This is a genomic window from Caulobacter sp. FV2ps19 (assembly GCF_058681035.1).
The window spans coordinates 3317889-3343217 of record NZ_CM178729.1 but is presented as its reverse complement, the minus strand read 5'-3'; the positions used below and the strand labels follow the sequence as shown (position 1 = coordinate 3343217).

General features: G+C 65.3%; 28 protein-coding genes and 1 tRNA gene. 21 read left to right on the top strand and 8 right to left on the bottom strand.

The window, feature by feature from the left end; translation table 11 throughout:
* Positions 1-56 precede the first annotated feature (56 nt).
* The 5 genes from ribH (at position 57) to ACW18B_RS15755 (ending at position 4926) form a co-directional block, all read left to right on the top strand.
* Entirely contained in the window at positions 57-521 is a 465-nt protein-coding gene (gene ribH / locus ACW18B_RS15775) for a 6,7-dimethyl-8-ribityllumazine synthase (RefSeq protein ID WP_492047968.1), read from the top strand.
* A complete protein-coding gene (gene nusB, locus ACW18B_RS15770; protein WP_492047967.1) occupies positions 518-970 on the top strand; it encodes a transcription antitermination factor NusB in 453 nt (150 codons plus the stop codon). Before ribH ends, nusB begins: the two co-directional genes overlap by 4 nt.
* The gene (gene thiL / locus ACW18B_RS15765) at positions 930-1994 is read left to right on the top strand and encodes a thiamine-phosphate kinase (RefSeq protein WP_492047966.1); all 1065 of its coding nucleotides are present in this window, start codon (positions 930-932) and stop codon (positions 1992-1994) included. Before nusB ends, thiL begins: the two co-directional genes overlap by 41 nt.
* A 34-nt stretch (positions 1995-2028) precedes the next feature.
* Positions 2029-2529 carry a hypothetical protein gene (locus ACW18B_RS15760; protein ID WP_492047965.1) on the top strand — a complete coding sequence of 167 codons (501 nt, stop codon included), beginning with the start codon at positions 2029-2031 and terminating at the stop codon, positions 2527-2529.
* Between the two features lie 243 nt (positions 2530-2772).
* Positions 2773-4926, top strand: coding sequence for a sodium-translocating pyrophosphatase (locus ACW18B_RS15755; protein ID WP_492047964.1), 2154 nt, complete (start codon positions 2773-2775; stop codon positions 4924-4926).
* 81 nt (positions 4927-5007) lie between these two features.
* Here the strand turns inward: ACW18B_RS15755 and ACW18B_RS15750 are convergent, their stop codons facing one another.
* Entirely contained in the window at positions 5008-5346 is a 339-nt protein-coding gene (locus ACW18B_RS15750; RefSeq protein WP_492047963.1) for a hypothetical protein, read from the bottom strand.
* A gap of 200 nt (positions 5347-5546) precedes the next feature.
* Between ACW18B_RS15750 and ACW18B_RS15745 the strand changes: the two genes are divergently transcribed.
* On the top strand, positions 5547-7331 hold the full coding sequence (locus tag ACW18B_RS15745; RefSeq protein ID WP_492047962.1) for an SLC13 family permease: 1785 nt from the start codon (positions 5547-5549) through the stop codon (positions 7329-7331).
* A gap of 6 nt (positions 7332-7337) precedes the next feature.
* Here the strand turns inward: ACW18B_RS15745 and ACW18B_RS15740 are convergent, their stop codons facing one another.
* Positions 7338-7874, bottom strand: coding sequence for a response regulator (locus ACW18B_RS15740; protein ID WP_492047961.1), 537 nt, complete (start codon positions 7872-7874; stop codon positions 7338-7340).
* Between the two features lie 239 nt (positions 7875-8113).
* The gene (locus ACW18B_RS15735; RefSeq protein WP_492047959.1) at positions 8114-8602 is read right to left on the bottom strand and encodes an outer membrane protein assembly factor BamE; all 489 of its coding nucleotides are present in this window, start codon (positions 8600-8602) and stop codon (positions 8114-8116) included.
* A 121-nt stretch (positions 8603-8723) separates the two neighbouring features.
* Between ACW18B_RS15735 and ACW18B_RS15730 the strand changes: the two genes are divergently transcribed.
* The 7 genes from ACW18B_RS15730 to ACW18B_RS15700 all read left to right on the top strand — a co-directional run bounded on the left by ACW18B_RS15730 (position 8724) and on the right by ACW18B_RS15700 (position 13038).
* Entirely contained in the window at positions 8724-9254 is a 531-nt protein-coding gene (locus ACW18B_RS15730; protein ID WP_492047958.1) for a ubiquinol-cytochrome C chaperone family protein, read from the top strand.
* Positions 9239-9778, top strand: a complete 540-nt coding sequence (locus ACW18B_RS15725) for a YceD family protein (protein ID WP_492047957.1) — start codon at positions 9239-9241, stop codon at positions 9776-9778. The genes ACW18B_RS15730 and ACW18B_RS15725 overlap by 16 nt, the downstream gene beginning before the upstream one ends.
* A 132-nt stretch (positions 9779-9910) precedes the next feature.
* Positions 9911-10984 carry a phosphate acyltransferase PlsX gene (plsX, locus tag ACW18B_RS15720; protein ID WP_492047956.1) on the top strand — a complete coding sequence of 358 codons (1074 nt, stop codon included), beginning with the start codon at positions 9911-9913 and terminating at the stop codon, positions 10982-10984.
* Positions 10981-11958: a beta-ketoacyl-ACP synthase III gene (locus tag ACW18B_RS15715; RefSeq protein ID WP_492047955.1), complete on the top strand. Its 978-nt coding sequence runs from the start codon at positions 10981-10983 to the stop codon at positions 11956-11958. Before plsX ends, ACW18B_RS15715 begins: the two co-directional genes overlap by 4 nt.
* 199 nt (positions 11959-12157) lie before the next feature.
* Positions 12158-12460 (top strand): integration host factor subunit alpha, encoded by a 303-nt coding sequence (locus ACW18B_RS15710; RefSeq protein WP_035047822.1) that lies wholly within the window; start codon positions 12158-12160, stop codon positions 12458-12460.
* 12 nt (positions 12461-12472) lie between these two features.
* Entirely contained in the window at positions 12473-12889 is a 417-nt protein-coding gene (locus ACW18B_RS15705; protein ID WP_492047954.1) for a MerR family transcriptional regulator, read from the top strand.
* Between the two features lie 72 nt (positions 12890-12961).
* Positions 12962-13038 (top strand) — tRNA-Pro (locus ACW18B_RS15700).
* A 69-nt stretch (positions 13039-13107) separates the two neighbouring features.
* On the opposite strand, the gene ACW18B_RS15695 is transcribed toward ACW18B_RS15700, so the two are convergent.
* Positions 13108-13335, bottom strand: a complete 228-nt coding sequence (locus ACW18B_RS15695; RefSeq protein WP_492047953.1) for a DUF2842 domain-containing protein — start codon at positions 13333-13335, stop codon at positions 13108-13110.
* On the bottom strand, positions 13332-13586 hold the full coding sequence (locus ACW18B_RS15690) for a GlsB/YeaQ/YmgE family stress response membrane protein (RefSeq protein ID WP_492047952.1): 255 nt from the start codon (positions 13584-13586) through the stop codon (positions 13332-13334). The genes ACW18B_RS15695 and ACW18B_RS15690 overlap by 4 nt, the downstream gene beginning before the upstream one ends.
* Before the next feature lie 158 nt (positions 13587-13744).
* Between ACW18B_RS15690 and ACW18B_RS15685 the strand changes: the two genes are divergently transcribed.
* On the top strand, positions 13745-14776 hold the full coding sequence (locus ACW18B_RS15685; protein ID WP_492047951.1) for a COX15/CtaA family protein: 1032 nt from the start codon (positions 13745-13747) through the stop codon (positions 14774-14776).
* On the opposite strand, the gene ACW18B_RS15680 is transcribed toward ACW18B_RS15685, so the two are convergent.
* On the bottom strand, positions 14773-16170 hold the full coding sequence (locus ACW18B_RS15680; protein ID WP_492047950.1) for an alkaline phosphatase PhoX: 1398 nt from the start codon (positions 16168-16170) through the stop codon (positions 14773-14775). The genes ACW18B_RS15685 and ACW18B_RS15680 overlap by 4 nt on opposite strands.
* Positions 16171-16406: 236 nt before the next feature.
* On the opposite strand from ACW18B_RS15680, the gene rplM reads away from it, so the two are divergent.
* From rplM to argC, 3 genes are all read left to right on the top strand, one after another.
* Complete coding sequence (gene rplM / locus ACW18B_RS15675) at positions 16407-16880, top strand: 50S ribosomal protein L13 (protein WP_056444711.1); 474 nt, start codon at positions 16407-16409, stop codon at positions 16878-16880.
* Positions 16881-16883: 3 nt separating this feature from the next.
* Entirely contained in the window at positions 16884-17357 is a 474-nt protein-coding gene (gene rpsI, locus ACW18B_RS15670) for a 30S ribosomal protein S9 (protein ID WP_492047949.1), read from the top strand.
* A gap of 89 nt (positions 17358-17446) precedes the next feature.
* The gene (gene argC / locus ACW18B_RS15665; RefSeq protein ID WP_492047948.1) at positions 17447-18394 is read left to right on the top strand and encodes an N-acetyl-gamma-glutamyl-phosphate reductase; all 948 of its coding nucleotides are present in this window, start codon (positions 17447-17449) and stop codon (positions 18392-18394) included.
* Here argC and ACW18B_RS15660 read toward each other — a convergent pair.
* Together ACW18B_RS15660 and ACW18B_RS15655 are read right to left on the bottom strand one after the other, a co-directional pair.
* Complete coding sequence (locus ACW18B_RS15660; RefSeq protein ID WP_492047947.1) at positions 18391-19005, bottom strand: DUF1287 domain-containing protein; 615 nt, start codon at positions 19003-19005, stop codon at positions 18391-18393. The genes argC and ACW18B_RS15660 overlap by 4 nt on opposite strands.
* 69 nt (positions 19006-19074) lie before the next feature.
* Positions 19075-20862 (bottom strand): class I poly(R)-hydroxyalkanoic acid synthase, encoded by a 1788-nt coding sequence (locus ACW18B_RS15655; RefSeq protein ID WP_492051745.1) that lies wholly within the window; start codon positions 20860-20862, stop codon positions 19075-19077.
* 312 nt (positions 20863-21174) lie between these two features.
* On the opposite strand from ACW18B_RS15655, the gene ACW18B_RS15650 reads away from it, so the two are divergent.
* The 4 genes from ACW18B_RS15650 to glpX all read left to right on the top strand — a co-directional run bounded on the left by ACW18B_RS15650 (position 21175) and on the right by glpX (position 25319).
* Entirely contained in the window at positions 21175-21618 is a 444-nt protein-coding gene (locus ACW18B_RS15650; protein ID WP_492047946.1) for a hypothetical protein, read from the top strand.
* A gap of 109 nt (positions 21619-21727) precedes the next feature.
* A complete protein-coding gene (locus tag ACW18B_RS15645; RefSeq protein WP_492047945.1) occupies positions 21728-22948 on the top strand; it encodes an LL-diaminopimelate aminotransferase in 1221 nt (406 codons plus the stop codon).
* A 76-nt stretch (positions 22949-23024) separates the two neighbouring features.
* Positions 23025-24314 carry a homoserine dehydrogenase gene (locus tag ACW18B_RS15640; RefSeq protein WP_492047944.1) on the top strand — a complete coding sequence of 430 codons (1290 nt, stop codon included), beginning with the start codon at positions 23025-23027 and terminating at the stop codon, positions 24312-24314.
* A 51-nt stretch (positions 24315-24365) separates the two neighbouring features.
* Complete coding sequence (gene glpX / locus ACW18B_RS15635) at positions 24366-25319, top strand: class II fructose-bisphosphatase (protein ID WP_492047943.1); 954 nt, start codon at positions 24366-24368, stop codon at positions 25317-25319.
* The last annotated feature ends 10 nt before the right edge of the window (positions 25320-25329 follow it).

Genomic DNA, 25329 nt, shown 5'->3' with positions numbered 1-25329 from the left:
TTCGATGCGGCTGAGTCTGCTGGCGCCGCCAGAGCCGGCCCTGGAGTTCGAGTTTTATGGTTGAAGACAAGATCCGCCTGCTAATCGTGGAGGGCCGAAGCCATTCGGGGATCTCCGACGAGCTGCTGCGCGGGGCCGCCCAGGCGATTGAGGCCTATGGCGCGGACTATGACGTCGTCACTGTCTCGAGCGCCCTTCAGATCCCCAGCGTCATCGCCCTGGCCGAGGAAGCCGGCCACCGCCCTGTCGGGGTGCGCTATGATGGCTTCGTCGCGCTGGGCTGCGTAATTCGCGGTGAGACCTATCATTTCGAGATCGTCGCCAATGAAACCGCGCGGGGTCTTCAGGATCTGGCGATCGGCCGGCGTCTGGCCATCGGCTTTGGCGTGCTGACCGTTGACGAGGAAGACCAGGCCTGGGTACGGGCCAAGGTCAGTGAAGGCGACCGGGGCGGCGCAGCCGCCAAGGCCTGCCTTGAGACCGTGACGCTCAAGCAGCAGCTGCTGGGTCAGTCGCGATGAGCAAGACCGATCGCATCCAGCCCCGTTCCGTGGCCCGCCTGGCCGCCGTCCAGGCCCTGTACCAGATGGAAGTCTCCGGCGTCGGTGTCGATGCCGTGGTGCGGGAGTTTTCCGAGCACCGCTTTGACCGCGATGTGGACGGCCAGCAGATGGCCGCCGCCGACGAGACCTTTTTCGCCGAGCTCGCCAAGGGTGTCGTGGCCAAGCAGGGCGAGGTCGATCAGGCCATCGTCAAGCGCCTGGCTTCGGGCTGGCGCCTTGAGCGTCTGGACGCCACGGCGCGCGCCGTGTTGCGCGCCGGGGCTTTTGAGTTGATCCATCGGCGTGACGTACCCACCGAGGTGGTCATCGACGAGTATGTCGAGATCGCCAAATCGTTCTTCGAAGGACCGGAGGCTGGATTCATCAATGGCGCCCTCGACGCGATCGCCCGTGATGCAAGAACCTGACGAAGACGACGATTGGTTCGCCGAGGAGGTCCCACCGGAGACGGTGGCGCCGCCGGCGGCCAATGAGTTCGACCATATAGCGCGCCTTCTGCGCCCGCTGACCCGCGGTGATCCGGCGGCGCTGGATCTCATGGACGACGCGGCGGTCCTTCCCTCGCGCCCCGGTTATGATCTAGTCATCACCAAGGACGCCATGGTCGCCGGCGTGCATTTCCTGGCCGGCGAGCAATTGGACGTCGTGGCCAAGCGTCTGCTGCGCACCAATCTCTCTGACCTCGCCGCCAAGGCGGCCGAGCCGTACGGCTATTTCCTGGCTGTCGGCTGGCCTTCGGGCACCACCGTGGCGGACCGTGAACTCTTCGCCCAAGGCCTGGCCGAGGACGGCGCGCTTTACGATATTAGCCTGCTGGGGGGCGACACGGTCACCACCTCGGGCGCGCTGGTGGTTTCGGCGACTTTCCTGGGTTGGGCGCCTTCTGGCGACGCGGTGCTGCGGCGCGGCGCGCGCGTTGGCGACCGTCTGATGGTCAGCGGCACGATCGGTGACGGTTGGCTGGGCCTGCTGGCCCACTGGGGCGAGGTCGAGGATCCGGACGGCGGACTGGCCCGTCGCTACCGCATGCCGCCGCCGCGCCTGAGCATTCGCGCCGCCCTGCGCGCCTATGCCCGCGCCGCTGCCGACGTTTCCGACGGCCTGCTGGCCGATACCGCCCATGTGGCCAAGGCCAGCGGTCTGCGGGTCCTGGTTGATCTGGACCGTCTGCCGCTGTCGCCCGGCGCCCGCCAATGGCTGGGCGCGCAGCCGGAAGCCGGCGAGGCGCGCATGTCCCTGGCTTCGGGCGGCGACGACTATGAGATCGTCTGCGCTGTGGATCCCACCGACGTGGCCGCCTTCCAGGCCGCCGCCATGGTGTCTGGCGTGCCGTTCCGCGACATCGGCGAATTCGTCGAAGGCGAGGGGATCTGCGCTCTGTTCAAGGGCAAGGACATCACCCCGGAGCGCCTGGGTTGGCTGCACGGTTAAGCTGACTTCAAGGCTTGTCGGTTAAGGGAGGCGCATGACCGCTCGCACTCCCCTGACGCGCCGCGCCCTTGTCGCCCTGGCCATGCTCGCCATGGCCGGCCCCGCCTTGGCCAATTCCCCCAAGAAGAAGGAAGGCAAGGAAGGCGAGGAGGCCGCACCAGACGTCGTCGTCAAGCTGCAGCCGATCGCCATCCCGATCATCGTTGACGGGCGTCTGCTGAACTATGTCTTCCTCAACCTGACCCTGAAGCTGGCGCCCACCGTTCCGGCGACCGTGATGGAAGGCAAGGAGCCGTTGCTGCGCGACGCCCTCGTCAAGGCGGCTCACAGCAGCCCGTTCACGGCCTCTGACACTTACAACGAAGTCGATGCGGTCAAGTTGAAGGCCTTCGTGATGAACGAGGCGAGCAAGCTGGCCGGCAAGGGCAAGGTGGCGTCTGTCGACATCGTCAAGCAGATCGCGCGCAATCAGATACCGCATCCGTCGGGGCCCAAGCGCCCGACGCCGCCGCCGGCGGCCGCCGAACACCACTAGACTCATCCCGAGCGGTCGTTTCGACCCCTTTCAGTCGCCCCAATGTGCGCGGCTTGCGTAGCCCTGCGCCATTTGGCACTGTCCTTCTCTTGGCGCGCCGTGCGCGCCAATTAGGGAGCATCGAGGGGGCACGAGGCCATAAGGCCCACCCGTCTATCCGAACGGCGTCTTGACGATGATCAAGGCGACCGAAGCGGATCGGCGTTCCCCTCGTGATTGGAAGCGCGAAGGGGCAATTTACGGATGAGTTCTTGGCTTTATGTGGCCATAGCGGCCGGGCTGCTGGCGGTGCTTTACGGCATCGTACAGACGGCGAGCTTGATGCGGGCTTCGCCCGGCAATGCGAAAATGCAGGAGATCGCCGCGGCGATCCAGGAAGGCGCCCAAGCCTATCTGAAGCGCCAGTACACCACGATCGCCCTGGTGGGCGTGGTGGTCATCGCGCTCCTGGCCTTCTTCTTCAAATCCTGGGAGCAGCCCGTCGGTTTCGCCCTGGGCGCCATCCTGTCTGGAGCCGCAGGCTTCGCCGGCATGCTGATCTCGGTCCGCGCCAATGTGCGCACCGCCCAGGCCTCGTCTGAAAGCCTGGCCAAGGGCCTGTCGATGGCCTTCACCTCGGGCGCCGTCACCGGCATGCTGGTGGCCGGCTTCGCCCTGATCGGCGTGGCGGGCTATTTCGCCGTGCTGCTGCAGATGGGCCATGCGGGCACCGACCGCGTTGTGGTCGACTCGCTGGTGTCCCTGGGCTTCGGCGCCAGCCTGATCTCGATCTTCGCTCGTCTGGGCGGCGGCATCTTCACCAAGGGGGCTGATGTCGGCGGCGATCTCGTCGGCAAGCTGGAAGCCGGCATCCCCGAGGATGACCCCCGCAACGCCGCGACCATCGCCGACAATGTCGGCGACAATGTCGGCGACTGCGCGGGCATGGCCGCCGACCTGTTCGAGACCTATGCGGTGACCACGGTCGCCACCATGGTGCTGGCGGCGATCTTCTTCCGCGGCGCCGAGATCGTATCGTCGATGATGCTGCTGCCGCTGGCCATCTGCGCGGTCTGCATCGTCACTTCGATCATCGGGGCGTTCTTTGTTCGGCTGGGCAAGAGCCAGAACATCATGGGCGCGCTCTACAAGGGCCTGATCGTCACCGGCCTGCTGTCGATCCCGGCCGTCTGGTACGTGATCCATCAGCTGGTTCCGGCCGCCGTCACGGTCGGCCTGGGCACGGCGACCGAGAAGTCCTTCGACGCCGACAGCCTGTTCTATTGCGGCCTGGCGGGTCTGGCCGTCACGGCTCTGATCGTGATGATCACCGAATACTATACCGGCACCAACTTCCGCCCGGTTCGGTCGGTGGCCCAGGCTTCGGTCTCCGGTCACGGCACCAACGTGATCCAGGGTCTGGCCATGTCACTGGAGTCCACGGCCCTGCCGGCCCTGACCATCATCGTCGGCATCGTGGTGACCTATAATCTGGCGGGGCTGTTCGGCATCGCCATCGCCACGACCACCATGCTGTCCCTGGCGGGCTTCATCGTCGCCCTGGACGCCTTTGGTCCGGTCACCGACAACGCTGGCGGCATCGCTGAAATGGCCGGTCTGCCCAAGGACGTGCGGGTCACCACCGACGCCCTGGACGCCGTGGGCAACACCACCAAGGCCGTCACCAAGGGCTACGCCATCGGTTCGGCTGGCCTGGGCGCCCTGGTGCTGTTCGCCGCCTATACCGAGGACCTGAAGTTCTTTTCGGCCAATGCGCCGGCGGGCAGCTTCTTCGAGGGCATGGGTCCGGTAACCTTCGATCTGTCCAACCCCTATGTCGTGGTGGGGCTGCTCTTTGGGGGGCTGCTGCCCTTCCTGTTCGGCGGCATGTCGATGACGGCCGTGGGCCGGGCGGCCGAGGCCGTCGTGGCCGAGGTCCGTCGCCAGTTCCGCGAGAACCCCGGCATCATGACCTATGAGGTCAAGCCGGAGTACGGCAAGGCGGTCGACATCCTGACCAAGGCGGCGATCCGCGAAATGATCGTGCCGTCGTTGCTGCCGGTGGTTTCGCCGGTTGTGCTGTTCTTCGTGGTCCAGGCCATAGCCGGCAAGGTGGATGCCTTCGCCGCCTTGGGGGCCATGCTGATGGGCGTGATCGTGACGGGCCTGTTCGTCGCCATCTCGATGACCAGCGGCGGGGGCGCCTGGGACAACGCCAAGAAGGTGATCGAAGAGGGTTTCACCGACAAGGACGGCGTTCTGCACACCAAGGGCTCGGAGGCGCACAAGGCCGCCGTGACCGGCGACACCGTTGGGGATCCCTACAAGGACACCTCGGGTCCCGCCGTGAACCCGATGATCAAGATCACCAACATCGTGGCCCTGCTGCTGCTGGCGGTTCTGGCCCACGGTATGTGATCCGACCCTCAAGACAAATGACGACGCCCCGGAGGGAAACCTCCGGGGCGTTTTCGATTCCGGAGTCAGGAGGGCCCGGACCTAGCCGCGGCGATGATCGCGATCCTGGCGATCGTGCTTTTGCACTTGGATCCGCTGGCTCAGGCGATCAAAGCGGGTGTCCAGGTCGCGACGCTCCTGCATCGACAGACCGCCGCCGCTGCGACGATATTTGGCTTCCAGGGTCGTGAGGGCGCGGAAGTCGCTGCGCAGACGGGTCGCCTCGGGGCGGGTGAGCTGACCGCTGCGGACGCCTTGGTCGATGCGGTGCTCCAGCGTGGCCTGACGCTGGTTGACCGATTGCCAAGGCGCGGCCTGGGCGGCCAAGGGCGCGGCCGAGATGGCGACGAGGGCGGCGAGGGGGAGGAAAATACGCTTCATGACGAGGTCTTTCGAAACTCTGGGTCGCCGGGGAGGGCGATCCGATGAGGCCAGTAAGACTATCTTCGCCTGAACGTTCCCGGAGCACTCCGTTGGCTCTCGTTCATCTTCGAGATCGCCGCATTGAACGGAAGGCGACCTTGTCCGTTGAGCCGGCGAGGTCGGGCTTGGCGGCCAGGTGCGAGTAGCGGGGCGTTCACGTGACATTGGATCAGGGGCTGTCTTTCGGCCTCATCGGCGCGACGGTGGCGTGCTTCGTCTGGGGGCGCTTCCGCTATGATCTGGTCGCCCTGGGCGCGCTGGCGGCAGGCATGGCTATGGGCCTGATCCCGGTGAAGGCGGCGTTTGCGGGGTTTTCCAACGACATCGTCATCATCATCGCCAGCGCCCTGGTTCTGAGCGCCGCGATTGCGCGCTCGGGCCTGGTGGATCTCCTTATGGGACCCTTGCTGCCGCATCTGAAGGATGAGCGGACCCAGGTTCCGGTCCTGGCCAGCGTCACCACGCTGTTGTCGATGGTCACCAAGAATGTCGGGGCCCTGGCCCTCATGATGCCGTCCGCCCTGCAGATCGCCCGCCGTACAGGCGTCTCTCCCTCGCGGCTTTTGATGCCGATGTCGTTCGGCTCGCTGGTCGGGGGATTGGCCATTCTGGTCGGCACGTCCCCCAACATCATCGTCTCGAAGATCCGCGAGGAGTCCCTGGGCAAGCCGTTCCTGATGTTCGATTTCATGCCGGTCGGGGGGCTGCTGTCGGTTATGGCCATCGTCTACCTGACCTTCGCCTACCGGCTTTTGCCAAAGGAACGTAGCGCGGCGATCGATATCGACGCGGCCCTGGCGGCCAACGCCTATGTCACCGAGGTGGAGGTTCCGGAGGCCTGGACCTTTGGCGCGTCGCGGGTCGCCGACCTGCGCGCTGCGGCGGGTGGCGCGGTCGGCGTGGTGGCTATCCTACGCGGCCGCAAGCGGATGGCCTCGCCGCACCCCAATCGCAAGATCCAGGCCGGAGACGTACTGCTTCTGGAGGGCGAACATCAGGAACTGAACGAACTGATCGTCAAGGCCAAGCTTAAGCTCAGCGACGCCGATCGTCCCCTGATCATGGACGTCCCCACCGACGAAGTCCGCGTTGTCGAGGCGGTGATCAGCGCGCAATCGGACCTGATCGGGCAGACGGCGCGCGGCCTGAAACTGAACGATGCGCATGGCGTCAATCTTCTTGGCGTCAGCCGCAGCGGCCATCGCATGGCGGGCCGACTGGCCACGGTGCGGCTCAAGGCGGGCGATGTCCTGGTGCTGCAGGGCGCTGAGCATCAGCTGCCCGGCGCCTTGCAGGCCTTGGGGTGCCTGCCGCTGGCTGAACGCGAAGTCCGCCTGGGCGGCATGCGCCACGTCCTGTTGCCCACGGCGATTCTGGCGGGCGCCATGCTCTTGGTCGGGTTCGGCGTGATCTCGGTTACGGCGGGCTTCTTCGGCGCGGCCGTGCTGGTCATCGCCAGCGGCGCACTGCGGATGCGCGAAGCCTATGCCGCCCTGGAGGGGCCGGTCCTGATCCTGGTGGCGGCGCTGATCCCGGTCAGCGACACCGTTCAGGCCAGCGGCGGCACCGATCTCATCGCGGGCTGGCTATCTGGCGCGTTCCACGGCCTGCCGCCGTTGCTGACCCTGACGGCGATGATGGCGGTGGCCATGGCGGCGACGCCGTTTCTCAACAATGCCGCCACGGTCCTGATTGTCGCGCCGATCGGCCTCAGCCTGGCCCAGCGCCTGGGCCTCAATCCTGATCCGTTCCTGATGGCGGTGGCTGTCGGGGCGGGGTGCGACTTCCTCACCCCCATTGGCCATCAGTGCAATACGCTGGTGCTGGGACCCGGCGGGTACAAGTTCGGCGACTATGCCAGGCTTGGCGCGCCCTTGACCCTGTTGATCCTGATCGTCGCGCCGCTGCTGATCACCGTGTTCTGGCCCTTTGCCGGGCGGTGATGCGGCTCAATAGGCGTCATCAAGATCGACGAGCGCGTCCGCTTCGTTTTCGTTGGAAACGCCGCGACGCTCCTCGCCTACAAATTCATGATCAATACGGCGGCGGCGGCAGGGACCGAAATAGTCGCTGACCCGGACGAAGACGCGCGGATTGTTGATCACTTCGTTCAGGCGGTGAAGCACGCCACGGGGTGTGACGGGCTTGGCGAGGAATTCCGTGACCCCGGCCATGCGCGCGTCGTCGAGGCTGCGCTTGGTGGCGTGACCCGTGATCATGATGATCGGCATGTAGACGCTGGGGCTGGCGGTTGACGTGCGGATCCAGCGGATGAAGGCCAGACCATCGACCGGCTGCATCATCAGGTCGGTAAAAACGATGTCCACTTCGCGCTCGTTGACGACGCGCAACGCCTGCAGACCGTCTTCAGCTTGGTGGATGTCGCGGATGCCAAACGATTTGAGTATCGTTCCCAAAATCGCACGCATGTTCGAATTGTCGTCGACAACGAGCACGGACAACGACTTGAGGTCCATCCCGTTCATGCTCGTTTCCAAATACCTGGCGCGATTTTTTCCGAGAAGTCGAGACTGCCTTGTTTCCGGTTTATGAAGTGTTGCGCATGGAAATTTGAGCTGTCGAAATGGTTACCGAATGTAATTAAGTATAATTCATGGTGATATGGTAACTCTATCTCGAGTTGCGCAAACATATACTGCACGTGCGAAGAAGGCCGCGCCCGTGAGGGCGCGGCCTTCTTGAAGCGACGCAAATCCTGGATTTTTTAGCGGCGGTCGCCCGGGCGGCTGCCAGGCACATTGTCCTGGTCCTGCGGCAACATGCCGCCACGTCCGACGTTGCCGAGCAGTTGCTCCAGGATCGTCATCTCGCGACCGCGTGTCGGAGTCTCGCGGCCATTGAAGGCGATGACCTTGCCGTCCTTCAGAGTGAAGGTGTTGATCGCCGCGACCTTTTCGTCGGCGGGATTGAACTTGATGGCCACAACGTCGCGCTTGATCACGCGCGGCTTGTAAAAGGCCACCCGGTCGGTCGTCTGCGAGATGTAGTACCAGGTGTTCGGATCGAACGTCGCGACGGTCGAGGGCGAACCCAGCTTTTCCATGAGTGTGGACTTGCTGTCTTCGCCCACCTTCATGTCGACGGGTTTGGCTTCAATCGCCTGAAAGCCGGAATAGCTCGTCAGCGGCGTGCAGCCGGAGACGACGGCGGACAGGCCGAGGGCGGCGGCGACAAAAACGGCGGGACGAAACATGCGGTCTCCGGAACCGGAAAAATGCTGGACTTTGACCTATCGCCCGCGGGGGCTTAGTTCAATGGTCCGCGTGGACTGGAAGCCCATCTAGTTCCTAGTCGCGGCGAAATAGAGGCGTTGAATGATTCTGGATCGGCTGCTCAAGCCCAGGCCTGCCAAGGCGGCGGGGGGCAAGCTCTATGCTGGCGCCGTCGCTCAGGCGCGGTCGGCGCCGCTATACGCGACCATGGGCGTGCGCGACTCGCTGGAGGGCCGTTTCGAGCTCTTCACCCTGCATGTGGTGCTTTTGCTCGAGCGCCTGAAGGGGCAGGGCGACCTGGCCGCCGAAACCTCTCAGGCGGTCTTTGACGCCTATGTGCGGGGGCTGGACGATGCGTTCCGTGAGATCGGCGTGTCGGATACGGCCGTCGGCAAGAAGATGAAGAAGCTGGCGGGGGCCTTTTATGGTCGCCTCAAGGCCTTTGACGAAGCCGCCGCATCCTTGCCGGATCGCACGGCGTTGAGTGAAATGATCCGTCGCACGGTTCTGGAAGAGCGCGGCGAAGGCGACGCCGAAGCTTTGACGGCCTATGTGGTCGACGCGCGCGAGAGTCTGGCTGGTCAGTCGCTGGACGCTCTGCTGCAAGGAGAAGCGCAATGGCCGAACCCGTGAACACGCCCTGGCCCTGCGAGGTCAAACTCGGCCGCATTGATCGCGGCGGCGTCAGCGTCCGGCTGGAGCCCGATGCGGCGCAGCGCAAGGCTCTGGCCAAGCAACTGGGCCTGGTGGCCATCGAAGCCCTGGAAGCCGAGGTCTATCTGACGCCCTGGCTGGACGGCGCCGAGGTGTCGGGCCTGATCCGGGCCCGGGTGACCCAGACCTGCGGTGTTACGGCCGATGAGTTCGAAGAGCCCATCGACGCGCGCTTCAAGGTCCACGTGATTTCCGCCGACAGCTATGAGGCGCCGCAGGATGACGGCGGCGAGCTGGCGCTGGATCCCGAGGCCGATGATCCTCCGGATGTGCTGGAAAGCGACATTGTCGATGTGTCGGGCTATGTGGTCGAACATCTGGCGCTGGAGCTGGACCCCTTCCCGCGCAAGCCCGGAGCGGTGTTCGAGCCGCCTCAGCCTACGGCCGAGATTTCGCCGTTTTCGGCGCTCAAGGCGTTGAAAATCAAGGGCGACGAGGGCTGATCCAGTCCGACTCGCTGCAATTGCGTGATAAGCACGCGATGATGTCGTCCGCCGCCGTAACCGGCCAAGGGCGCCCTGAAGTGTTTGGAAGAGGGCCCGCTGTGGCGGGCCTTGGGAGCTGACAGCGCCAACGTGTCGAAATCCATAATCATCTCAATCGACGCCATGGGTGGCGATCATGGTCCGTCCGTCGTCGTGCCGGGGGTGGCTTTGGCCGCTCAAGCTCTGCCGGGCGTGCGGTTCCTGCTGCACGGCGACGAGGTTCGACTGAACGCAGAACTGGCCAGATTTCCGGCGGCCAAGGCAGTCAGCGACGTCCGCCATACCGACAAGTTCATCGCCAGCGAGGAGAAGCCCGCCCAGGCCATGCGCCGCGGCAAGGGCTCCAGCCTGTGGAACGCCGTCGAGTCGCTACGCGCCGGCGAGGCTCAGGCCTGTGTCTCGGCGGGCAACACCGGCGCCTTGATGGCGATTTCCAAGCTGATCCTGCGGATGTGCGCGGATCTGGAACGTCCGGCGATCGTCGCTAGTTGGCCCACCATGACGGGCGTGTCGGCGGTGCTGGATGTCGGCGCCAATGTGCAGAGCGACGCCGACCAACTGGTGGAGTTCGCGATCATGGGCGCGGCCTTCCACCACGCGGTGCATGGCTCGGAGCGTCCCACCGTTGGCCTGCTCAATGTGGGCTCCGAGGATGAAAAGGGCCATGAGGAGGTGCGCGAGGCGCACGCCATCCTGCGCGCCACCAGCCTGGACTTCGACTATCGCGGCTTTGTCGAGGGCACCGATATCGCCTACGGCACGGTCGATGTGGTCGTCACCGACGGTTTCACCGGCAATGTCGCCCTGAAGACCGCAGAGGGCTTGGCGCGCTTCTTCTCGCAAGAGATCCGCACGGCCCTGACCTCGGGCCCGCTGGCCATGCTGGGCGCGCTGCTGGCCTCTGGTCCGCTGAAGACGATGCGGGCGCGGCTGGATCCCGGCCGGGTGAACGGCGGACCGCTGCTTGGGCTGAACGGCATCGTGGTGAAGAGCCATGGCGGGGCCGACGCCACAGGCTTCGCCTCGGCGATCCGCGTGGCCACCGAGTTGGCGCGCAGCGACTTTACCGCCGAGATCGATCGAAATCTGAAGCGCCTGACCGCTCTGGCGGCCCAGGATGGCGACAGTCCATCCGGCGTCGACAGCCAAGGAGCGAGTGAGTGAGCGTAGTGCGTAGTGCGGTCACCGGCGTCGGCGCCTATCTGCCGCCCAAGATCGTCACCAATGGCGACCTGGCCAAGTTTGTAGACACCAGCGACGAATGGATCGTTGAGCGCACGGGAATCCGTCAGCGCCATCAGGCCGAGGACGATCAGGCGGTGTCTGATCTCGCGGTCGAGGCGGCCCGGTCGGCGCTGACAGCGGCCGGCAAGACCGCCGCCGATGTCGATCTGATCATTGTCGCCACCACCACGCCCGACCTGACCTTTCCGGCCACGGCCACGATCGTGCAGCGCAAGCTGGGCGCGCCGGTCGGCATTGCCTTTGACATCCAGGCTGTTTGCTCTGGCTTCGTCTATGCGCTGAGCGTCGCCGACGGCTTCGTGGCGCGCGGCCAGGCCAAATGCGCCCTGGTCATCGGCGCCGAGACCATGACCCGCCTGATGGACTGGTCCGACCGCGGCACCTGCGTGCTGTTCGGCGACGGCGCCGGCGCCGTGGTGCTGGAACCGCGCGAAGGGCAGGGGACGACGGCCGATCAGGGGCTGCTGAGCTTTGCCCTGCGCGCCGACGGAACCAAGCAGGACCTGCTTTTCGTCGATGGCGGGCCCTCGACCACCGGTACGGTGGGCAAGCTGCGCATGCTGGGCAATCAGGTCTTCAAGCACGCGGTGATCAACATTTCCGAGGCGATCCACGCGGCGGCCGATTCGGCGGGCGTGGCGATCGCGGACGTCGACTGGTTCATACCCCATCAGGCCAACCAGAGAATCCTGGCGGGCGTGGCGCACCGGGTCGGACTCGATGAGAACAAGGTCATCTCCACCGTGGCGATCCACGCCAACACCTCGGCGGCTTCGATCCCTCTGGCCTTCGCGCACGGCGTCGCCGATGGCCGCATCAAGCCGGGGCAACTGCTGTTGCTGGAGGCGATGGGCGGCGGCCTGACTTGGGGCGCCTGCCTTCTGCGCCTCTGACGGTCTTCGGTGTTCAGCTTGCGGGCGGATGTGAAGTCCCGGCGTTGAGTCTTTGACTTCATGCGATAATCGCGGCATGCAGTCTTTGGCTAAACGTCACCGTTTGTAGAGCGAAGGCGACCATCTTCGCTCGATCGGACCAAGAGTTGTCAATCTGGCGCGGCGCCTAGCGGTCCCGCCAAAGCGCGTAGGGGGCGTCATGAAGGGCGCGACATTGACCCGGGCCGACCTCTGCGAGGCGGTTCACGAAGAGGTCGGTCTGACGAGGCAGGATTGCGCCGGCCTGGTCGAGCGCACGCTCGATCTGGTCGCCGAGGCGCTGGAGACCGGTGAAACGGTCAAGCTCTCCGGATTCGGCGTCTTCCAGGTTCGCGACAAGCGGGCCCGCATGGGCCGCAATCCCAAGACGGGCGAGCCGGCCGAGATCGAACCCCGCCGGGTGATCGGGTTTCGCGCCTCGCAGGTCATGAAGGCGCGCATCGACCGCGCCCTGGGCGGCTAGGATCAACAAGCGGTGGCGAAGGGACCCAACGCCTTCCGCACGATCTCCGAAGCCGCCGACGAGCTTGGCGTGCCGCAGCATGTGCTGCGCTTCTGGGAAACCAAGTTCTCTTTCATTCGGCCCATGAAGCGGGCCGGCGGGCGGCGATTCTATCGCCCGCAGGACATCGCCGTCCTGAATGGCGTACGCGTGCTGCTGCACGGCGAGGGCCTGACCATCAAGGGCGTGCAGAAACTGCATCGCGACCAGGGCCTGGCCCATGTGGTCGCCGCTGGCCTGGGCGGCAACGGCTCTGCGACGCTCGACGCCAGCGTCCCTTGCGCATCCGACTTTGCTTTGACCGATGACGCCCGCCGGCGCCTGGCCTTCGCGCTGGACGATCTGCAAGGGGTCAAGGCGCGTCTGGACGGGCTTTTGAAGCGTCTTTAGCGCTGCGGGAAATTCACCTGGAATACCGGTTGCGGAGGCCAAGGTCGGCGCCTATAAGGGCGCCTCTTCCGTCGGAGCGTGGCGCAGCCTGGTAGCGCACTTGACTGGGGGTCAAGGGGTCGCAGGTTCAAATCCTGTCGCTCCGACCATTTCCGCAAGGGAATAAACGGAAGAACGGAAAGGCCGCCCCGAGGGGCGGCCTTTTTCGGTTCATGGCTTCAGCGAATGACGGGCTTGTCGGCCTTGCCCATCCACGACATCAGCGGCATCAGCGGCAGGCCCCAGGCCATGCCGACGACCACGAAATAGATCAGGTGCACCGCGCGATTGTCGGGCAGGTAGTCGTAGAGGCTGGTTCCGGCCCAGATCCAGACGGCCAGAAACGCCATGATGCCCAGGCCGCCGATCAGTTTGCGCAGGCGGGCGGGAATGAGGGGTTCGCTCACGCGGGTCTCCGGACAATGAGGCCAAGCACGGCCAGGAAAAGAACGGCGCCGACCGTGGCGACCAGAAGGTCGCCCCACAGCCCGGTGAAGGGCAGGCCCAGGCGCTGGGCGATGAACACGCCGATAAAAGAGCCGATCACGCCGATCAGCAGCTTGGCGAACAGGGAATGGCGACGCCCCAGAGCCAGATCGGCGATCCATCCGGCGAAGATGCCGATCACCGCCGTCGCGAACACGCCAGCTCCGCTCATCAGGTCCTCCGCGCCGAACCCTCGGTCGGCGGGGCGACTTTCGCATGAAGCCGGGCGCGCGTCATGGTCCATCACATCAGACATGGACGCGAGGGGGGCGCGGGAGTAGGGGTTGCCTCGCCCCATTTCGGCCCTGAACAAGCGCTTCTTCCGTCCTCATGACGTCTTTCCTGCGTTCCGATCGTTCTCGCCCTGTCGCCATCTGGCTGTTCGCCGTGGCGGCGCTCGTCTTTGCGATGGTGGTTGTGGGGGGCGCTACGCGCCTGACCGATTCTGGGCTGTCGATCACCCAGTGGAAACCGATCCTGGGGGCATTGCCGCCGATGTCGGAGGCCGCCTGGCAGGCCAATTTCGAACTCTACAAGCAGATCCCGCAATACAAGCTGGTCAATGCCGGCATGACGCTGGAGGCCTTCAAGGGCATTTTCTGGTGGGAATGGGCGCACAGGCTGCTGGGCCGCCTGGTCGGGGCGGCCTTCGCCTTGCCCTTCATTTTCTTCCTGGTGCGCCGGATGATCCCGCGCCGGCTGATCTGGCGTTGCGCGGTGATGCTGGCCCTGGGCGGCCTCCAGGGGCTGGTGGGCTGGTGGATGGTGTCGAGCGGCCTCTCCGAGCGGGTGTCGGTCGCGCCCGAGCGCCTGATGGCGCACCTGGGCCTGGCCCTGGGTCTGTTCGTAGTGCTGATCTGGACTGCGCTGGACGCCTGGTCCGGCTCTCCGCGCATCGAGGAGCGCTCACCCTGGCGCGGCTGGGCCATGGCCTTCCTGGTCGCGGTCTTTTTCCAGAGCCTGCTGGGCGCGCTCGTGGCGGGCAATGACGCGGGCCTGATCTATAATGACTGGCCCTTGATGAACGGCTCTTTCCTGCCGGACTCCTATCTCGGCAAGGGCTTGTGGGGCACCCTGGCCCACAGCCAAGGCGCGGTGCAACTGCATCACCGGCTGATGGCTTATGCCTTGTTCGTGGCGGGCATCGCGTTGGGCGTGCTGAGCCAGCGCGGACGCCGGCTGCCGGCCATGGCCAAGGTCGCGGGGCTCGCCGTCGCCGTGGTCGTAACCCTGCAGGCCGGCCTGGGCGTCTGGACCCTGATGGCCCATGTGCCGGTGTCCCTGGGCGTCTTGCACCAGGCGGGGGCGGCGGTCCTGCTGGCGGTCGCCACCAGCTTCGCCTGGCGCGTGCGGCGGCCCTAGATCGTCATTGTCGTCCAAGGGCCCGTGATCGCCAGGGTCATGCCTGGCCACTGGATGTTGACGAACAGGGTCTGGCCGTCCGGCGAGAAGCAGGCCCCGGCGAACTCGGCATTGCCCTTGAAGACATTGCGACCCAGGGTGAAGACCTTGCCCTGCGGGGTGATCATCTTGATGTGGTTGGGCTTGATCAGGGAATAGCGATCTTCGCAGACCACGATGTGGCCCTGGGGCGAGACCGTGATGTTGTCGGCATAGTCCAGCACGCGCGTGTCGTCGCTTTCGACGAACAGTTGCAGACGCCCCGGCCTGTCGCGCTCGCCAGCCTGGCCCTCCTCGGCGCTTGGCGCATAGCGGAAGATCTGGCCCGCGCCCTTGGGGCCGCCCGACGTGGCGGTGAAGTAGAGCTCGTCCTGCCCCCACCACAGGCCTTCGCCGCGAGAGAAGACGGCGGCGCCTGCCGCATGGCCGCGCCGACGCAGGTCGTCGTCGGGGTTGTCTACGCCGTCCAGATCGATCCAGCGCGCATCCAGCCAGCCGGCGGGTTCGATCGTGCGGCTGGCCTGGTTGCGGCTGTCGGCGCCGCTCTGGACACCGACGAAGCCCAGCGCCTGAAGCCGCCCGCCCGCCGCCAGATTGCGCCGGTCGTTGGGCAGGAAGCGGTAGAACAGACCGTCGGCCACGTCTTCGGTCATATAGACCACACCGGTGCGGGGATCGATGCAAGCGGCCTCGTGCTTGAATCGTCCCATGGCTTTCAGCGGAACCGGCTCGACCAGCCCTTTTGCGGTGCTGGGCACCTCGAAGACATAGCCATGGTCTTTGCCGACCGATTTTCCGGCCCTGCGGACAGTCTCTTCACAGGTCAGCCACGAGCCCCAGGGCGTGACGCCCCCCGCGCAGTTCACGGCCGTGCCCGCCAGGCTCAGATGCTGGCTCACGGTCTGTCCGCTCTTGAGGTCGTAGACTATCGTGGTTGTGCCGCCCGGCAGCGGCGAGTCGCCGCTGGTGAAGTCGTAGACCTTGTCGCGCGCCAGCCGCCCGGCCAGCCTCGCGCCTTGGCCACAGGGGCCGGAGTCGATCTTGTCGTGGTCCAGTTCGTGATTGCGCACGAGGGCGACGCGGTCGCCGCCCAGATCGAAGCAGCCCATGCCGTCAAAGGCGCCCGGCACGAGCAAGCCATCGGACATGGTCTCGCCCGCCTGGCTGATCACCCGGTATGAGAAGCCGTCCGGCAGCTCCATCATGCCCTTCGGATCGGGACGCAGCGGTCCATAGCCCGCCACCTGATTGAGATAGGAGCCGCCGCTGGCGTTGTCCTGGGCGCGGACCTGAAAGCCCATGAAGGCCAGGCTTGTGGCGGCCGAAGAGATGAAGGCGCGGCGGGAGAAGGTCATGGGAAAGGCGCTCCAGGCAAGGATGATCGTGATGCCCGCCTTGCGTGACGCAAAGATGACGACGTTGATTGTGGTATTATGATACCGTATAGGTAAAACCCTTGCGCCATAAGGGTTTGTCGAGTTTCTTGCGCACGTATTGTTGACAGGTGAGGAACCCTGCTGTACCTGCCGCCCCTCACGCGAACGGATCCTGTTTCTTGGCTCCTGACGCACAAGGAATACGGATCAATCCCATGCAAAAGACCACGGCTTCCCTGAAGCCCGCCGAGGTCGAGAAGAAGTGGATCGTGGTCGACGCCCAGGACGCCGTTGTCGGTCGTCTGGCGACGTTCATCGCCATGCGTCTTCGCGGCAAGCATCGTCCCGACTACACCCCCAACGTTGACTGCGGCGACTTCGTCGTCGTGATCAACGCCGACAAGGTGAAGTTCACCGGCAAGAAGATGGACGACAAGGTTTACTATCGCCACACCGGTCACCCGGGCGGCGTCAAGTCGACCACCCCGCGCAAGCTGCTGGAAGGCCGCTTCCCGGAACGCGTCCTCGAAAAGGCCGTTGAGCGCATGCTGCCCAAGGAAAGCCCCCTGGCCCGCAAGCAACTGACGCACCTGCTCATCTACAACAACGGTGAGCACCCGCACCAAGCGCAGAGCCCGGAAGCGATCGACTTCGCTTCGCGCAACGCCAAAAACACCCGGAGCGCCTAAGTCATGTCCGAAGCTCAAGGCTTTGACGCGCTGGCCAGCCTGTCCAGCAACCCTGAAGCGGCCGCTCCGGCCGTCCAGAAGATCGACGCCCAAGGCCGCGCCTACGCGACCGGCAAGCGCAAGAACGCGATCGCCCGCGTTTGGATCAAGCCCGGCAAGGGCACCATCACCATCAACGGTCGCGACCAGACGATCTATTTTGCTCGTCCGGTTCTGCGCATGATGATCGCTCAGCCCCTGCAGGTCACTGACCGCGAAGGTCAGTTCGACATCGTCGTTACCGTTGAAGGTTCGGGCCTCTCGGGCCAGGCCGGCGCTGTGCGCCACGGCCTGTCCAAGGCTCTGACCTACTACGAACCCGCGCTGCGCCCGGTTCTGAAGCCGCACGGCTTCCTGACCCGCGACAGCCGCGTCGTCGAGCGTAAGAAGTACGGCAAGGCCAAGGCCCGTCGTAGCTTCCAGTTCTCGAAGCGCTAAACGCGGTTTCATGCGTTTGGAACAGGGCGCTTCGGGAAACCGAAGCGCCCTTTTTCTTGTTCTAGTGTTCGGATTGATCGGAAGTCAGCATGACGCCCAGGGTCTTCATCGATGGCGAAGCCGGCACTACGGGTCTGCAGATCCGCGAGCGCCTGGTCGGCCGCACCGACCTGCAGCTGATCTCGATCGACCCCGACAAGCGCAAGGACCCGGCCGCCCGCGCTGAAATGCTCAACAGCGCTGACGCGGTCATCCTCTGCCTGCCCGACGACGCGGCGCGCGAGGCGGTCGGCCTGGTCACTAACCCGGCCGTGAAGATCATCGACGCCTCAACCGCCTACCGCACGGCGGCGGACTGGGCCTACGGTTTCGCTGAACTCGACCGCGAGCAGCGCGGCAAGATCGCGGCCGCCACGCGGATCTCAAACCCTGGCTGCTACGCCACCGGCGCCATCGCCCTGACCCGGCCGCTGGTCTCGGCCGGCATCCTGCCCGCCGAACTGCCGATCTCGTTCAATGCTGTGTCGGGCTATACCGGCGGCGGCAAGGCGATGATCGCCGAGTTCGAGGACGAGACCTCACCGAACTATACGAAGGTCCCTTACCGGATCTATGGCATGGGTCTGTCGCATAAGCATGTGCCCGAGATCCAGAAGCACGGCGGCCTGCTGACCCGGCCGATTTTCGCGCCCGCCGTGGGGCGCTACGCCCAGGGCATGCTGGTGGAGCTTCCGCTGCACATGTCCACGCTGGACGAGGGCCGCTCCTTGCAGGAGATCCACGCGGCTCTGGCGGCCCACTACCGGGGGGAGCGCTTCGTCGAAGTCGCCTCGCTCGATGAGGCCAAGGCGATGACGACCCTGGATCCCGAGGGGCTGAACGGCACCAACCGCATGAAGCTGTTCGTGTTTGGCTCGGACACCAGCAGCCAGGTGCGCCTGGTGGCCCTGCTCGACAATCTGGGCAAGGGCGCGTCCGGCGCGGCCGTTCAGAACCTCAACCTGGCCCTGGGTCTGGACGAAGCGGCGGGTCTCTAGACCTGCCAGCGGTAGTGCGCCACGGCGCTGTGGAGCTTGAACATCCACAGCGGCTCTTCCCTGGTCCCAAGGCCGATATTGTGCACGACCCTGACGCCCTTGGGTCCATGCGCGACGACGCCCAGGTGCGGTCGGTTCGCCGAGACCCGCCAGGTCAGAATGTCGCCGGGCCGGGCGTCATTGAACCCGTCGCCGGCCGTCCGTTTGTCCGCGCGACGGAGCAGGGCGCCCTGACGGCTCAGGTAGGTCTCCAGATTCAGGACCCGCCGGTGGTCGATGTTGGCGTCCGGCGACTCCAGGCCCCAGGTGCGGCGGGACGGATAGGCGTCGAAGTTGCGGAGCATGTCCTCATGCACGCGCTGCTGCAGATCGACCTTCCAGGCGTCGCGGGCCGCCCGCACCAGAACGTCCGCGCAAACCCCCGTCGTGCGCAGAACGTCGCCTTGTGGATAGTCGATGGCGCGATAGCTGGCGTCATAGGCCTTGGTCACGCCGATCTGGGTCCGGGCCGCCCTGGCCAGGGCGATGCCGTCACGAGGCGGCGTCGCCGCGCCAAACGCCGGCGCGGCGAGAATCAGTCCCAGGGTTGTTCGGCGGCTGAGCACGATCATGCCGAGAAGCTCTGCTGCAATCTCGGCGAGTTTTGGGCGAACGTCGTCTTCCCACTACATGATCGTTGATCAGGCGTCTGACCTCACCCGGACATAGCTGCCGGGCGCGTCCTCGATAGGCTTGAGCACGCCCTTGGCGGGGTCGCGAGCTGGAACCATGGGGCCGGATTTTTCGCTCAACCAGGCGGCCCAGTGCGGCCACCACGAGCCGGGATGTTCCTGCGCTTCGGAGATCCAGCCCTCTACCGAGCCGGGCAGGGCGCCATTGGTCCAGTATTGGTACTTCCCAGCGGCGGGGTGGTTGATCACGCCGGCGATGTGGCCGGAGCCGGCCATGGTGAAGGTCACGGGGCCGCCGAAGGCCCGCGCGCCGCGATACACGCTGCGATAGGGCGCGATGTGGTCGTCCCTGGACGACTGGACATAGATCGGCGTCTTGACCTTGGCGAGGTCCAGGGTTTCACCGCCCAGGGTCAGCAAGCCGCGCGACAGGGCGTTGTCCTTGTAGAAGTTGCGCAGATAGAACATGTGCAAGGCCTTCGGCATGCGGGTCTGATCGGCGTTCCAGAACAGCAGATCGAACGGGCGGGGTTCCTTGCCCATCAGATAGTTGCTGACGAAGAACGACCAGATCAGGTCATTGCCGCGCAGGCTGTTGAAGGTGTCGGCCATCGACTGGCTGGGCAGGAAGCCGCCTGTGGCGTCCATTTGCTGCTCGATCGACTGCAGCCATTCCTCGTTGGTGAACAGCAGCAGGTCTCCGGCTTCGGAAAAGTCCTGCTGGGCGGCGAAGAAGGTGGCCGAATTGATCCGTTGGTCGCCTCGCGCCGCCATGTGAGCGAGGGCGCAGGACAACAGGGTGCCGCCGATGCAGTAGCCGACGGTATTGACCTTATCGACGCCCGCCTGGGTCATGACCTGCTGGGTGGCGTCATAGATGCCTTCGAGCATGTAGTCCTCGAAGGTTTTGGCCGCCAGCTTGGCGTCCGGATTGACCCACGAAGCGACGAACACCGTGAAGCCCTGGCTGGTCAGCCAGCGGATCATCGAATTCTCGGCCCGCAAGTCCATGATGTAGAACTTGTTGATCCACGGCGGAAAGATCAGCAGTGGGATTTCGTGCACCTGATCCGTAGACGGATCGAACTGCAGGAGCTGTAGGATATCGTTCTGGTAGATGACCTTGCCTGGCGCGGTGGCGACGTTCTCGCCGACCTTGAACTTCTCCAGATCGGTCTGGCTGATGGCCAGCTGGCCGCCGCCGCGATCAAGGTCGGCCGCGAAGTTCTCCATCCCGCGCACCAGGCTCTCGCCCTGGGTCTGCATCACCTCGCGCAGGGCGGCCGGGTTGGAGATCAGGAAATTCGACGGCGAGAAGGCGTCGGTCAGCATCTTGGTGAAAAATTCAACCCGGCGCTTGGAGGCTGGATCGACGCCTTCGACGTCTGACACAAGACCGTTCAGCCAGTTCGAGGTCAGCAGATAGGACTGCTTCATCATGTCGAACATGGGGTTGGACGCCCATTCGGGGTCGTTGAAGCGTTTGTCGCCGCTGGCCGGCGCGACCACAGGCTGGGTTTCCTCGCCGGCGGCCCGGCGCGCCGCGGACTGCCAAAGGTCCATATAGCGGCTAAAGAGGTCGGCCTGGGCGCGCAGTATGCGGTCCGGCTGGGCGGCCAGGCGTGACATCACTTCGTTCATGGCCGGGGCCACGTGGAAGGGATCGGCGTTCAGCGCGGCGGGACGATCGGCCTGACGCAGGGCGGCCTCGGCTATGGCGCCCTGGGCGGTGACAGCGGCGCGGGCGAGATTGGCCGACAAGGTCTCCAGCATCTGGCGCTGGTCGGGTGACATCATCGCGTCGAAACTGCTCGCGGGCGTCGCGCTTGTTTTGGGCGATGCCTTGGCGGTCGATTCGGGGCGGGCCGTGGTCGCTGGCTTGGGCGGCGGCGGCGGCGCGGGCTTGGCCTTGGCGGCCTTCGGCTTGGCGGCGGCCTTGGGCGCGGTCGAAGCGGGTTTCGCCTCGGCGGTGGCGGCCTTGCGCGACTTGGAGGGTGATTTCGCCTTGGCCATGCTGCTTCTTCCCGCTTCTTTTCTTGCCGTCTCGCCAGCTACCTGACGCGCGCGGCCTTTTGTTCGTCGCGATCATCGCATAAGACCGGAGACACGATGATCGGCGCAACAGGCAAAATCGTACGGCTCGGCGTACTTCTCGCTCTCGGGGCCATGGCCACGACGGGCTGTGCGTCGCCGTTCAAGAGCGCACAGGTCGATCCCGGTTCACCGATCGCCGAGGCGACGCATGCGGCGAGCCTGAAAAAGGGCCGTCGTCCGAGGTTTGCCGACATCCCTCCGATCCCGACGGACGTGCGTGGTCCTGCTCGCTTCAAGGCCGCCATGGCCGCCGAACAGGCCGCCGCCGCGCAGTTGATCCGCGACACGGCCCCGGACACCTTCAAGCTCCACGACACGGAAGCTTTTGCGGCCGTAACGCGTGCAGAAGCCAAGGCTCCGGACCTTTATGCGCCCACCGACGCAGACCGTGCCGCGACCGAAGCCTTCGCACGGGCGGCGCGTGGCCGAGCTAGCGCGCCTTCGTCGCAGCCGAAATAGGCCGGCGAAGGCATAATCTTCCTTGAACTGGCTTGGCGCGACCCCGCTCGGGGTCTATCCATGCCCGACTTTCGCTCCCGAAGCGCCGAAGCTGCGCATAGAGCCCCAAATGACCACCGATTTTCATCGTATCCGCCGTCTGCCGCCCTACGTTTTCGAAGAGGTCAACAAGATCAAGGCGCGCTTGCGCGCTGAGGGGACTGACATCATCGATTTCGGCATGGGCAATCCCGACATGCCGACGCCCAAGCACATCGTCGACAAGCTGATCGAAACCGCCCGCGATCCCAAGGCAGGCCGCTACTCGGCTTCCAAGGGTATTCCAGGTCTGCGCCGCGCCATGGCCGGCTATTACGACCGTCGGTTCGGCGTGAAACTCAATCCCGATACCGAGGTGATCTCCACCCTCGGCTCCAAGGAAGGCTTCGCCAATCTCGCCCAAGCCCTGACGGCGCCCGGCGATGTGATCATCTGCCCCAACCCGGCCTATCCGATCCACGCCTTCGGTTTCATCATGGCGGGCGGCGTGATCCGTCACGTGCCGGCCCTGACGCCGGAGGACTATCTGTCCAACATCAGCCGCGCGGTGAAGCACTCGGTGCCGCCGCCCAGCGTGCTGATCCTGTCCTATCCGTCCAACCCGACGGCCCAGTCGGTGGATCTGGACTTCTACAAGGACGCCGTGGCCCTGGCCAAGAAGCACGATCTGCTGGTGATCAGCGACGTGGCCTATGGCGAGATCTATTTCGAGAACAACCCGCCGCCGTCGATCCTGCAGGTCAACGGCGCCAAGGACATCGCCGTCGAGGTCAACTCGCTGTCGAAGACCTACGCGATGGCCGGTTGGCGCGTCGGCATGGTGGTCGGCAACGCCCGCATCTGCGCCGCCCTGGCCCGGGTGAAGTCCTATCTCGACTACGGGGCCTATACGCCGGTCCAGGTCGCCGCCGCTGCGGCCCTGAACGGCCCGCAGGACTGCGTTGAAGAGATCCGCGGCATCTACCGGACGCGTCGAGACGCCCTGGTGTCGTCTATGGGCCGTGCGGGCTGGGACATTCCCAATCCTCCGGCTTCGATGTTCGCCTGGGCCAAGATTCCCGAGGCCTATCGCGAAGCCGGCTCGATGGTGTTTTCCAAGCTGCTGATCGAGGAAGCCGGCGTCGCTGTCGCGCCGGGCGTCGGCTTCGGCGAATATGGCGAGGGCTATGTGCGTATCGGTCTGGTGGAAAACGAGCACCGCATCCGTCAGGCGGCCCGCAACGTGAAGAAATTCATCACCAACGCCGACGCCATCCTGGCCAAGCACCACAATTCGGTGGAGCCGGCCTGAACGGCTGCGGCACACTGATCTCCAGACTCGGGTCGCCGCCAGCCGCGGCGACCCGATCCCGCGATAGGATTCCAAGATGACGAAGAAAACCTGGCGAGTCGGCGTCGCGGGACTTGGCACGGTCGGCGGCGGTCTGCTGCAGTTCCTGGTCGAGCGCCCCAACTTCGCGCCCGCTGGCGACAGCGCCGTCGTCACCGCCGTCTCCGCGCGGTCCAGGTCGCGGCCGCGCACGGTCGATATCTCTGGTCTGACCTGGTTCGACGACCCCGTGGCCCTGGCCGCCTCGCCGGATATCGATCTCTTCGTGGAACTGGTCGGTGGTTCCGATGGTCCGGCCAAGGCCGCTGTGGAAACGGCTCTGAAGGCCGGCAAGCCGGTCGTCACGGCCAACAAGGCCCTGATCGCCGAGCACGGAGCGGAGTTGGCGGCCCTGGCCGAGGCTCAAGGCGTGCCGCTGCTGTTCGAGGCCGCCGTCATGGGCGGTGTGCCGGCCGTGAAGATCATGCGCGAGGCGATGGTCGGCGACGATATCGATCTGGTGGCCGGCATCCTCAACGGCACCTGCAATTTCATCCTCAGCGAGATGGAAAAGACCGGCCGCTCGTTCGCCGACGTCCTTCGCGAGGCCCAGGCCCTGGGCTATGCCGAAGCTGACCCCACCATGGATGTCGGCGGCTTCGACGCGGGCCACAAGATCAGCATCCTGGCGGCCCTGGCCTTCGGCTGCGCGCCCCATTTCGCCGCCACGGAGGTCGAGGGCATCGCCTCGGTCGAATTGCTCGACATCAAGCTGGCCAAGGATCTGGGCTATCGGATCAAGCTGGTGGCCTCGGCCTCGCGCACCGAGGGGGGCGTGGCGGTGAAGGTGCATCCTTCGCTGGTGCCGCTGGAACACCCGCTGGCTCAGGCGGGCGGTGCGCTCAACGCCCTGTTCATCGAAGGTCGCCGCGTGGGTCGTATCTTCGTTCAGGGCCCCGGGGCCGGGGCGGGGCCTACGGCAGCGGCCGTGGCCGCAGATATCGCCGATGTGATGACCGGCGCGACGCGTTCGGTCTTCCAGGCGCCGGCCGGCGATCTCAAGCCCTTCATCCCGGTCGATCCCAGCCGTACGGTGGGTAAGGCCTATCTGCGGATCATGGTCCGGGACGAGCCCGGGGCCATCGCCGCCATCTCCGAAACCCTGGCCGAATGCGGGGTCTCGATCGACAGCTTCTTGCAAAAGCCTGTTGAAGGGGCGGGCGGCGTGCCGATCGTGCTCGTTACCCATGCGACGCCGGAATCCAATCTTCTGGACGCGATTAGCCGCATCGAAAAACTTCGCGCCGTGCTAGATCGTCCGCGCCTTTTGCGTGTTGCGCGCATCTGAGAACCGCGAAAAGCGGCCGCGATTGGAGCCCAAAAGGGCTGGGAGATGTTGATGAGTTCGAAGACCCTGGATCGGGCGCTGGTCCTGGATGCCGTGCGCGTCACGGAAGCCGCAGCCATCGCCTCCTGGACCATGGTGGGGCGCGGCGACGAGATGTCGGCCGACCAGGCGGCGGTCGACGCCATGCGCAACGCCCTCAACGAACTCGCGATCAACGGCGAGATCGTGATCGGCGAGGGCGAGCGCGACGAAGCCCCGATGCTCTATATTGGCGAGAAGGTCGGCACCGGCAAAGGTCCGATCATCGACATCGCACTGGACCCGCTGGAAGGCACCAACCTGGCCGCCAAGGCCATGCCCAACGCTCTGGCCGTGATGGCCTGGGCCCCGAAGGGCACGCTGCTGAACGCGCCTGACACCTATATGGACAAGATCGCCTGCGGGCCCGGACTGCCGGCCGGCGTGATCGATCTGGACAAGTCGCCCGCCGAGAACGTCCAGGCGCTCGCCGCCGCCAAGGGTGTGCCGGCGGCCCAGATCACGGTCTGCGTTCTGGATCGTCCGCGGCACGCCGAGATCATCGCCAGCGTGCGGTCGGTTGGCGCGCGGGTCTATCTGATCACCGACGGCGACGTGGCCGGGGTGATCAACACCACCGATCCCGCCACCGGCATCGATCTCTATGTCGGCTCAGGTGGCGCGCCTGAAGGCGTTCTGGCCTGCGCGGCCTTGAAGTGCGTCGGCGGTCAGTTCCAGGGGCGGCTGCTGTTTCGCAACGCCGACGAGAAGGCGCGCGCGGCCAAGTGGGGCATCACCGACCTGGACAAGAAGTACGACCTGCACGACATCGTTCGCGCCGACGCCATCTTCGCCGCGACCGGCGTCACCTGGGGCAATCTGCTGGATGGCGTCACCTATCGGGACGGCTTCGTGCATACCCACACCCTGGTGATGAATTCTTCGACGGGCACGGTCCGTGAAGTTCGAATGAAGCGCCGGGTGTAGGATCGTCACG